This window comes from Microbacterium sp. K24 (assembly GCF_004794465.1).
Classification (GTDB): Bacteria; Actinomycetota; Actinomycetes; order Actinomycetales; family Microbacteriaceae; genus Microbacterium.
This window is the reverse complement of sequence record NZ_SSDJ01000118.1, coordinates 1-8796: the sequence shown is the minus strand read 5'-3', so window position 1 is coordinate 8796 and position 8796 is coordinate 1. Positions and strand designations below refer to the sequence as shown.

General features: G+C 70.1%; 9 protein-coding genes. 2 read left to right on the top strand and 7 right to left on the bottom strand.

The window, feature by feature from the left end; translation table 11 throughout:
• A partial coding sequence (gene ligD / locus DW306_RS11435; protein WP_205814157.1) for a non-homologous end-joining DNA ligase occupies nucleotides 1–1032 on the top strand: 1032 nt, incomplete at its 5' end.
• A gap of 3 nt (nucleotides 1033–1035) precedes the next feature.
• Here ligD and DW306_RS11430 read toward each other — a convergent pair.
• From DW306_RS11430 to murI, 4 genes are all read right to left on the bottom strand, one after another.
• A complete protein-coding gene (locus DW306_RS11430; RefSeq protein WP_136055719.1) occupies nucleotides 1036–1956 on the bottom strand; it encodes a cation diffusion facilitator family transporter in 921 nt (306 codons plus the stop codon).
• 95 nt (nucleotides 1957–2051) lie between these two features.
• Nucleotides 2052–2651: an RdgB/HAM1 family non-canonical purine NTP pyrophosphatase gene (gene rdgB, locus DW306_RS11425; RefSeq protein ID WP_136055718.1), complete on the bottom strand. Its 600-nt coding sequence runs from the start codon at nucleotides 2649–2651 to the stop codon at nucleotides 2052–2054.
• Complete coding sequence (rph, locus tag DW306_RS11420) at nucleotides 2648–3394, bottom strand: ribonuclease PH (protein ID WP_136055717.1); 747 nt, start codon at nucleotides 3392–3394, stop codon at nucleotides 2648–2650. The genes rdgB and rph overlap by 4 nt, the downstream gene beginning before the upstream one ends.
• A gap of 33 nt (nucleotides 3395–3427) precedes the next feature.
• Nucleotides 3428–4264, bottom strand: a complete 837-nt coding sequence (gene murI, locus DW306_RS11415) for a glutamate racemase (protein WP_136055716.1) — start codon at nucleotides 4262–4264, stop codon at nucleotides 3428–3430.
• Between the two features lie 37 nt (nucleotides 4265–4301).
• Here murI and DW306_RS11410 point away from each other — a divergent pair, with 37 nt between their 5' ends.
• Nucleotides 4302–5627 carry a nicotinate phosphoribosyltransferase gene (locus DW306_RS11410; RefSeq protein ID WP_136055715.1) on the top strand — a complete coding sequence of 442 codons (1326 nt, stop codon included), beginning with the start codon at nucleotides 4302–4304 and terminating at the stop codon, nucleotides 5625–5627.
• A 6-nt stretch (nucleotides 5628–5633) separates the two neighbouring features.
• Here the strand turns inward: DW306_RS11410 and DW306_RS11405 are convergent, their stop codons facing one another.
• From DW306_RS11405 to DW306_RS11395, 3 genes are all read right to left on the bottom strand, one after another.
• Nucleotides 5634–5900: a DUF3039 domain-containing protein gene (locus tag DW306_RS11405; protein WP_045256059.1), complete on the bottom strand. Its 267-nt coding sequence runs from the start codon at nucleotides 5898–5900 to the stop codon at nucleotides 5634–5636.
• A gap of 40 nt (nucleotides 5901–5940) precedes the next feature.
• A complete protein-coding gene (locus tag DW306_RS11400) occupies nucleotides 5941–7506 on the bottom strand; it encodes a hypothetical protein (RefSeq protein WP_136055714.1) in 1566 nt (521 codons plus the stop codon).
• The coding region (locus DW306_RS11395) for an ABC transporter ATP-binding protein (protein ID WP_342670850.1) at nucleotides 7482–8796 on the bottom strand (1315 nt) is incomplete at its 5' end. The genes DW306_RS11400 and DW306_RS11395, both read right to left, overlap by 25 nt.

Here is an 8796-nt window from a genome sequence, read left to right as displayed (position 1 = left end):
GCCCGGCGCTCCTCGCGGTACCCCCGGAACGCCGCGGCGCCGGCGTCCGGAGCGACGGCCCCCACGCTCGCGCCCATGCTCGCCGAGAACGGCACGCCCGCTCTCGCTCGCGCGCTCAGCGATCCCTCGTGGGTCGAGGTCAAGTGGGACGGCATCCGCGCCATGGGAACGTGGACGGAGGGACGGATGCTGCTGCACGCACGCCGCGGAACCGACATCACCGCCCGCTACCCCGAGCTCACCGCCGACGGCGCTCCGTTCCTCCCCGCGGCGGATGCCGTGGTCGACGGCGAGATCGTCGCCTTCGACGCGCACGGCCGACCGAGCTTCTCGCTGCTGCAGAACCGGATGCACCTGACCCGGCCACGGGAGATCGAACGCGAGGTGGTGCGCACCCCGATCGTGTACATGCTGTTCGACCTGCTGCGCCTCGACGGGCACGACCTCACCGCGATGCCCCTGCACCAGCGGAGGACACTCCTGGACGACCTCGTCGCCGATCTCGACGCCCCGGTGCAGGTCCCGCCCGTGTTCGACGATCTCGACGCGGCCCTCGCCGCCAGCGAGCGGTTCGGCCTCGAGGGCGTGGTCGCGAAGGACCCCGGCTCCCGGTACCGGCCAGGACTGCGGTCGCCCGCCTGGTTGAAGCTCAAGCACACGCGCATGCAGGAGGCCGTGATCGTCGGCATCCGTCCGGGCAAGGGCGACCGGGAGAGCACGCTCGGGTCCCTGCTGCTCGCCGTGCCGTCGGAGGGGGCCGCTCGCGAGCTGCGCTACGTCGGGCGCGTGGGCACGGGCTTCACCGACCGGATCCTGCGCGTCCTGCTCACGCGCCTCGAGCCGCTCCGAGTGAAGACGGCTCCCCTGGGCGGCGTTCCCGCCCTCGACGCGTCGGACGCGCTGTGGGTGCGCCCGGAGCTGGTCGGAGAGGTGGAGTTCGCGAACTGGACGCCGGACGGCGTGCTGCGACATGCGCGCTGGCGCGGGCTCCGCCCCGACAAGACGCCCGACGAGATCGTCGTCGAACCCTGACGATCAGGCGTGGTGCGGTTCGCAGTCGGACTGCTCGGCCGGTTCGATCTGGAACGTCGAGTGCTCGACGTCGAAATGATCCGCGAGGCACGCCTGCATCTCGGAGAGCAGCGCCGATGAGCGTCCGTCGGCGAGCAGCGCCGGATCGACGCTGACATGCGCCGTGAAGACGGGCGCGCCGCGGGTGAGCTGCCAGACGTGCACGTCGTGCACACCCGTGACGCCGTCGTAGGCGAGCAGGTGGCTGCGGATCTCACTCACCGCCGTGCCCTTCGGCGCGGACTCGGCGAGCACCGAGAACACCTCGCGCAGCAGGGAGATCGCCCGCGGGATGATCATCGCCGCGATCAGTAGCGAGGCGACGGCATCCGCGGGCATCCATCCGGTTGTCAGGATGATCACGGCCGCCACGATGACCGCGGCGGAGCCGATCAGGTCGCCCATCACCTCGAGGTACGCGCCGCGTACGTTGATGCTCGTCCGCTGAGCACGGCTCAGCAGCCACATCGAGATCGCGTTCGCCACGAGCCCCACGACGGCGACGACAAGCATGAGTCCGCCCGCGACCTCGACATCGCCCGGGTTCAACAGACGCCCGATGCCCTCGACCGCGACCCACGCCGCCAGCGCGATCAGGATCACGGCGTTGATCAGCGCACCGAAGACCTCGGCCCGCTGGTACCCGAACGTCCGCCGGTCGTCGGCGGGACGGGCGGCGACGGATGCCGCGATGAGTGCGATCACCAACGCCGAGGCGTCGGTGAACATGTGCGCCGCATCGGCGAGCAGCGCGAGCGAGCCGGTGAGGATCGCGCCCACCACCTGCACGATCATCACCGTCGCCGTCAGCGACAGCGAGATCGCCAGGAGGCGTCTGCTGCTCGCAGAGCGGATGCCGCCGGCGGCGGGCGCGTGATCGTGCATGCCCCCAGGCTAGACCGCGTGGCAGGGCACCGAGGGCGGTTTCGCCTAGTCGGGAAGGGTAACGAGAACCAGTCTCAGCAGTGCACCCGTCGAGCTCAGAGCTTCGCGAGCAGCGGCACCAGTTCCGCGAACGCACGCGCGCGGTGGGACTGCGACTGCTTCTCGGCCGCGGTGAGATCGCCCGCCGTGCACTCCTGCCCCTCGGGCTGCCCGTCGGGGATGAAGATCGGGTCGTAGCCGAAACCGCCGCCGCCGGACGCCGCGTGGGCGAGGCGTCCCGGCCAGAGTCCCTCGACGACCTCCGCACGACCGTCGGGCATCACCAGTGCGATCGTCGACGTGAAGTGCGCGGAGCGATGCGGATCGGCGACGTCGCGCAGCTGGTCCAGGAGCAGTTCCAGGTTCGCCGCGGCATCCTTCTTCTGGCCCGCCCAGTACGCCGAGAAGACGCCCGGCGAGCCGCCCAGCACGTCGACGCAGATTCCGGAGTCGTCGGCCAGTGCGGCGAGACCCGTGTGGGCCGCCGCGGCGCGCGCCTTGATGAGGGCGTTCTCGGCGAAGGTCACACCGTCCTCGACCGGCTCCGGACCGTCGTAGGCGACGATCTCGAGATCAGGCCGCGTCTCGGCGACGATCTGCTGGAACTCCGCCACCTTGTGCGGGTTGTGCGTCGCGAGGACGACCTTCATCGTCATGCGCCAGCCGCAGCGGCCAGCGCCGACAGCTGGCGATCCTTCAGGTCCGCGCAGCCGGCGAGGCCGAGTTCGAGCAGCGCGTCGAGTTCGCGCTTGTCGAAGGGCGCTCCCTCCGCGGTGCCCTGCACCTCGACGAACAGACCGCGGCCGGTGACGACCACGTTCATGTCGGTCTCCGCCCGGACATCCTCGACGTATGCCAGGTCGAGCATGGGCTCGCCGTCGATGATGCCGACGGACACGGCGGCGACGGAATCGAGCAGCGGCGTGGAGTTCTTTCCGATGAACTTCTTGTCGCGGCCCCACTCGATCGCGTCCGCGAGAGCGACGTAGGCGCCGGTGATCGCGGCCGTGCGGGTGCCACCGTCGGCCTGCAGCACGTCGCAGTCGATGACGATCGTGTTCTCGCCGAGGGCCTTGGTGTCGACGACCGCGCGCAGAGCGCGACCGATGAGCCGGGAGATCTCGTGCGTGCGTCCGCCGATGCGGCCCTTCACGCTCTCGCGGTCGTTGCGGCTGTTCGTGGCCCGCGGCAGCATCGAGTACTCGGCCGTAACCCATCCCTTGCCCTTGCCAGTGAGCCAGCGCGGGACGCCGTTGGTGAAGGACGCCGTGCACAGCACCTTCGTGCCGCCGAAGCTGATCAGAGCGGAGCCCTCGGCGTGCGCACTCCAGCCGCGCTCGATCGTGATCTCGCGCAGCTGGTCGGTGGAGCGGCCGTCGGCCCGGACGATGTCGGTCATGTGCTTCTTTCGGGTGGGGGTGGTCGAATCGGCTCAGTGCGACTCGGAGACGGATGCGGGAAGGGTGATCACGCCGGTCTGCACCAGCTGCACGTCGCGGACCTCGCGGCCCATCAGCCGGTTCGCCAGCGCAGTGAAGTCATCGGCCGACGCGCCCGTCGCCTCGTAGACGTACGTCGAGGCCGCGTCGGGCGAGGCCAACAGGTCGCCGCGGACCAGCTGGCGGTAGACATCGCCGGCGGTCTCGTCGTCACTGGAGACGAGCGTGACGCCCTCGCCCATCACGTAGCTGATCGCTCCACGCAGGAACGGGTAGTGGGTGCAGCCGAGCACGAGGGTGTCGACGTCGGCATCGCGGAGCGGCGCGAGATACTCCTCGGCGACGGCGAGCACCTCCGGTGTGCCCGTGATCCCCGCCTCGACGAACTCGACGAAACGCGGGCAGGCCGCCGTGAACACCTGCAGGCGCTCGTTCACCTCGAGCATGTCCTGGTAGGCGCGGGAGCCGATGGTGCCGACCGTGCCGATCACCCCGACGCGGCCGTTGCGCGTCGTCGACACTGCGCGACGCACGGCCGGGCCGATCACCTCGACCACGGGGATGTCGTAGCGCTCACGCGCGTCCCGGAGCATGGCGGCGGATGCCGTGTTGCAGGCGATCACGAGCATCTTCACGCCCTGATCGACGAGGGTGTCGAGCACTTCGAGTGCGTAGCGGCGCACGTCCGCGATGGGCTTCGGGCCGTACGGCGAGTGCGCCGTGTCGCCGATGTACACGAACGATTCACGGGGCAGCTGGGCCCGGATGGCCCTGGCCACCGTGAGCCCGCCGACACCGGAGTCGAAGATCCCGATCGGCGCGTCGTTCATGACTCCCCAGCCTACCGGGCCTCACTAAGCTGAGCGCATGACCACGTCGACGGCGCTGCTCACCGATCGCTATGAGCTCACGATGCTCGCGGCTTCGCTCCGAGACGGGACGGCTTTCCGTCCGAGCGTCTTCGAGCTGTTCTCCCGGCGCCTGTCGGGCGGCCGCCGGTTCGGCGTGGTGGCCGGCACCGGACGCCTGCTCGGACTGCTCCGCGAGTTCCGCTTCGGAGATGAGGAGCTGCGCTTCCTGCGAGACGGCGACGTCGTGGATGCCGCGTCTCTGAAGTACCTCGAGGACTACCGCTTCACCGGGTCGATCAGCGGATATCGCGAAGGCGAGCTCTACTTCCCCGGCTCGCCGATCCTCACGGTGGAGGGCACCTTCGCCGACGCCGTGATCCTCGAGACGCTCGCCCTCAGCGTCCTCAACCACGACTCCGCTGTGGCGACGGCCGCCGCGCGGATGAGCATCGCCGCCGGTGAGCGTCCCCTGGCCGAGATGGGCTCACGTCGCGCCGCCGAGCGCTCCGCCGTCGCCGCGGCACGCGCGGCGTACATCGCAGGCTTCGGCGCGACCAGCAACCTGGAGGCCGGGCGCAGCTGGGGCATTCCGACGATGGGGACGGCCGCGCACTCCTGGACGCTGCTGCACGATTCCGAGGAGGATGCCTTCCGCGCGCAGGTGGAGAGCATGGGCACCGGAACGACCCTCCTCGTCGACACCTACGACATCCGCACGGGCGTCGAGACCGCGGTCCGCATCGCCGGCACCGGGCTGGGCGGAGTGCGCATCGACTCGGGCGACCTGCCCATCGTGGCCGGCGAGGTGCGCGCGCAGCTCGACGAGCTCGGCGCGACCGGTACGCGCATCACCGTCACCAGCGACCTCGACGAATATGCGATCGCCGCCCTCGCCGCCTCGCCTGTCGACGCGTACGGCGTCGGAACCTCGGTGGTGACGGGCTCGGGCTATCCGACCGCGAGCATGGTCTACAAGCTCGTGGCCCGACAGGATGACACGGGAGCCTGGATCGGGGTCGCGAAGGCGTCCGCCGACAAGGCGTCGTACGGTGGCCGCAAGGCGGCGTTCCGCACGCTCACCGACGGCGTGGCCTCGGCCGAGACGGTCGTCGTCTCCGACGGCTTCGAAGAGCTCGACACACCCTCAGAGCACCCGGACGGGCGACCGCTGCAGGTGACCTTCGTCGAAGCCGGAGACATCGACACCGCGCACGAGGGTGTCGAGGGAACGGCCTCCGCACGCGCTCATCACCTGCGCGTGCGCGAGGAGCTCCCGGTGCGGGCGCTCGCACTGAGCAAGTCCGACCCGGCGATCCCGACGGTCTACGTCGAAGCGAGCTGAGCTCGGTCAGCCGACCATCGACTCGTAGATCTCCTTGCACGTGGGGCAGATGGGGAACTTCTCCGGGTCGCGACCCGGCGTCCACTTCTTGCCGCACAGAGCGCGCACCGGCTTGCCGGTGATCGCCGACTCGAGGATCTTGTCCTTCTTCACATAATGCGAGAAGCGCTCATGGTCGCCCGGTTCGAGATTCTCCTCGCGGAGGAGCTCTTCCAGTTCGCGATCAAGCGTTGTCACGCCGCCCTGATCGGGGCTGTCCAGCGGAGTACTCATCCCGTGAGTCTAGCCTCGTCGGCGAGCCCGCGGGCGGTCGTCACGCGGTCTCGACGAACTCCATCAGCCGCTCTCCGCTGCGCTCGAAGATGCGTCCTCCGATGACGGCTCCGAGCCAGAACACGAAGATCCCCGAAAGAAGCCCGACCCAGAAGGCGGCAGGCGCGTAGGACGGTCCGCCGACGATCGTCGCGGCGAAGAGCCAACCGGCAGGCAGGCTCAGCACGATCGCACCGAGAAGGGCGGCCGCCGGACCGTAGGTGCCTCGCGACGTCGGGCGCTGCGGCTGCTGGAACGGGCTGTCCCCCGGGCGCGACACCGCGTACGGAGCGACGACCGAGACGATGCTGGAGATGCCGAGTGCCGAGAAGAGCAGGCTCGCGGCCAGACCCGTCAGCGGCAGCAGCAATCGCCAGTCGCCGATCAGCAGGAGCGTGAGCGGAACCGCGATGGCCAGCACGGGGATCGCCACCAGCAGCACCGGCACGAGTCGGCCGAGGCGATCGGGAAGACCGCGGATGCCGCTCGCCACATGCGTCCACAGCGCCGTCGAGTCGTAGGCGACGTCGTTGTGCGGCAGCCAGCCGAAGAACAGCGCCATGACCGGGACGGGAACGAGCGCGGCGATCTCGAGCGGCACGCCGGCGACGATGAGCGGCAGCACCGTCAGCACACCGGCGATGGGCACCACGATGATGTTCATGATGTACCGGCGGTCGCGCAGCCAGTACACGAGGCTCCGCGAGGCGATGGCTCCGAAGGCGTTCGAGGGCAGCAGTCCGAACCAGCCGAGGCCGGTCCGCTCCCTGGCCGCGACGGGGCGCTCCGTGGTCGTCAGCAGACGGCGCACGAGCCACGCCCACAGGGCAGCCAGCAATGCGACCGTGACGACCGCGACGATCCCGCTGGTCCAGGCCATCGAGGTCTCATCCGCGGCGCTCGCGAAGAGGAACGCCGGTGCCGCGGCGAGCGGCGTGAAGCCGAACGTCGTGGTCAGTGACGCCAGTGACGCGGGGACATGGCCGTCCCAGCGCAGGGAGGCGAAGAACACCGCCACAGGGAAGGCGATCACGAGGATGGCGAGCGCGAACAGGGCGGTCAGCTCGCGCGAACGGCGCTCCGGCAGCACGAGTGCGTTGACGGCCATGCCGACGCGCGCCATGAGCGCGGTCGTCACCACGCCGATGATCGTCATGAGCACGGCCAGCGGCCAGGGGGCGCCCAGCTGGATGGCGACGATGCAGACGCTGATGTAGACGGCGAGCAGGGCCAGGCTCGGCACGCTGACGAACGCGGCCAGGATGAGCACCCAGGGCATCTGCCGCTCGTCGACGCCGAACACCGCGAATCGTCGAGGATCGAGCTGGTCGACCGCGCCGACGAGGATCGGCCCGACGAGGAATCCGAGGAGCAGCGCGGCGCCGCCGAGGACGGTGACGGCGCGGGCGACCGGCACCGGAGCGCCGGCGAGGCTGAAGACGGCGAGGCAGACGACGACGGTGACGGCGACGACGGCCAGGAACGTGACGACCGACCGCACCCGACGTTCGCCGCGCAGCGAGCCGATCAGCAGCGCGAGCCTCAGTCGGAGAACGTGTGCAGCCACTCGAGCCCCTCCACCTCACCGCTGGATCCTGCGAGCTCGACGAATCGCGCCTCGAGGGTCTGACCGGCGCGCACGTCGTCGATCGTGCCCTCGGCGAGCACCTCACCGCCGACGATGATCGCGACCCGCGAGCAGACCCGCTCGACGAGGTCCATGCCATGGCTCGAGAGGATCACGGTGCCGCCGTGCGAGACGTACGCGCGGAGGATGTCGAGGATCACCGCCGACGACACCGGGTCGACGGACTCGAACGGCTCGTCGAGCACGAGGACCCGCGGCGAGTGGATCATCGCTCCCGCGAGCATGATCTTCTTCGTCATGCCGGCGGAGTAGTCCGAGACGACGCGGCTCAGGGCGTCGCCCAGGTCGAACGCGCGCGCCAGGTCGGCAGCGCGCTTCTCGATCACGTCGGCGGCCAGCCCACGCAGCAGACCGTAGTAGTAGAGGAGCTGTCGTCCGGTGAGCCGGTCGAAGGTGCGCAGCCGGTCGGGCAGAACTCCCATCACGCGCTTCGCCGCGAGGGGCTGCTTCGCCTGATCGATGCCGCAGATCACCACGCTGCCCTCATCGGGACGCAGGAGTCCGGCGACGATCGAGAGGGTCGTGGTCTTGCCGGCGCCGTTCGGGCCGACGATCCCGTAGAACGAGCCGGCGGGCACGGTGAGGTTGATCCGGTCGACGGCCCGGTTGTCGCCGAACTGCTTGACCAGACCGCGGATGCTGATGGCCTCGGTCGCGGCGACGCCGCCGACCTCGGGAGCGGGCGCGGATGCTGCGCCGTCAGACGCCGAATCCGGCTCTGTCGAGACGACGGCGGTCGGCTCGACGTCCGCCTCATCCTGCACCGCCTCCTCGGGAACGGACTCCTCGACGGGGGCGTCCTCCACCACGGGCTCCTCGACGACGGGCTCCTCGACGACAGGCTCCTGCACGACCGGCTCCTCGACCACCGGCTCTTCGACCACGGGCTCCTGCACCGGCTCCTCGGTCTTCGGCTCTTCGACCGCGGTCTCGGGGACGGGGGGCGCCGAGATGATCGGCTCCTGGACGACGGCGTGCTCGTCTGCCGTCGGCGGAGAGATCTCGTGCTCCTGCAGAGCGGCGGCCTCCGCGGCCGCCTTCTCTTCCGCAGCCTTCTCGGCGGCCGCGGCCTTCGCCGCGGCCGTCTTCGCCGGATACGGAACCGGCGTAGTCGTCGACGACGTAGGCCGTGATCGCCTGGTGGGCGAACGCGTACATGGACGCCGCGAACTGGTCGCCCGTGACGAGCTCGGCGAGTGCTTCGTCTTC

Bases quoted from the DNA above. Each gene is read 5' to 3' on its own strand.
- DW306_RS11430 (WP_136055719.1), bottom strand. From the start codon at position 1,956: ATGCACGATCACGCGCCCGCCGCCGGCGGCATCCGCTCTGCGAGCAGC.
- rdgB (WP_136055718.1), bottom strand. From the start codon at position 2,651: ATGACGATGAAGGTCGTCCTCGCGACGCACAACCCGCACAAGGTGGCG.
- rph (WP_136055717.1), bottom strand. From the start codon at position 3,394: ATGACCGACATCGTCCGGGCCGACGGCCGCTCCACCGACCAGCTGCGC.
- murI (WP_136055716.1), bottom strand. From the start codon at position 4,264: ATGAACGACGCGCCGATCGGGATCTTCGACTCCGGTGTCGGCGGGCTC.
- DW306_RS11410 (WP_136055715.1), top strand. From the start codon at position 4,302: ATGACCACGTCGACGGCGCTGCTCACCGATCGCTATGAGCTCACGATG.
- DW306_RS11405 (WP_045256059.1), bottom strand. From the start codon at position 5,900: ATGAGTACTCCGCTGGACAGCCCCGATCAGGGCGGCGTGACAACGCTT.